The following is a 669-nucleotide window of genomic DNA, read 5'->3' as shown; positions in this document are numbered from 1 at the left end:
CTCCTGCAGCGGTTGCAGCGCGACCAGGAACTGGCCGGGGTGGACACGGTGGTGCTCGACGAGTGCCACGAGCGGCATCTGGACGCGGACACGGCGGCGGCGTTCCTGTGGGACGTCCGGGAGGCGCTGCGGCCGGAGCTGCGGCTGGTGGCCGCGTCGGCGACGAGCGACGCGGAGGGCTGGGCGCGGCTGCTGGGCGGCGCGCCGGTGGTCGAGGCGGCCGGCACCGCGTTCCCGGTGGAGGTGGTGTGGGCGCCTCCCGCGCGCCCGGTCCGGCCGCCGCACGGGACACGCGTGGACCCGGTGTTCCTGACACACGTGGCGTCGGTGGTGCGGCGGGCGCTCGCCGAACGGGACGGGGACGTGCTGGTCTTCCTGCCCGGGGTGGGGGAGATCGCCCGGGTCGCGGCGCACCTCGGGGACGCCGGGGGCGTGGAGGTGCTCCAGGTGCACGGGCGGGCTCCGGCGGCCGTGCAGGACGCGGTGCTCTCCCCCGGCCGGCGGCGCCGGGTGGTGCTGGCGACGTCGGTGGCGGAGTCGTCGCTGACGGTTCCCGGGGTGCGGGTGGTGGTGGACGCGGGTCTCGCGCGTGAGCCGCGGGTGGACCACGCGCGCGGGCTGAGCGCGCTGACCACCGTCCGGGCCTCGCGGGCCGCGGGACGGCAGCGG

1 protein-coding gene is annotated in these 669 nt (G+C 78.5%); it reads left to right on the top strand.

Annotation, left to right across the window (positions count from 1 at the left end; translation table 11 throughout):
- The coding region (locus G3I53_RS22875; protein ID WP_275406519.1) for a helicase-related protein at positions 1-669 on the top strand (669 nt) is incomplete at both ends.

The organism is Streptomyces sp. SID14436 (genome assembly GCF_010548465.1).
Lineage (GTDB): Bacteria > Actinomycetota > Actinomycetes > Streptomycetales > Streptomycetaceae > Streptomyces.
The sequence above is the reverse complement of the archived record's forward strand: the minus strand, read 5'-3'. Positions and strand labels throughout refer to the sequence as shown.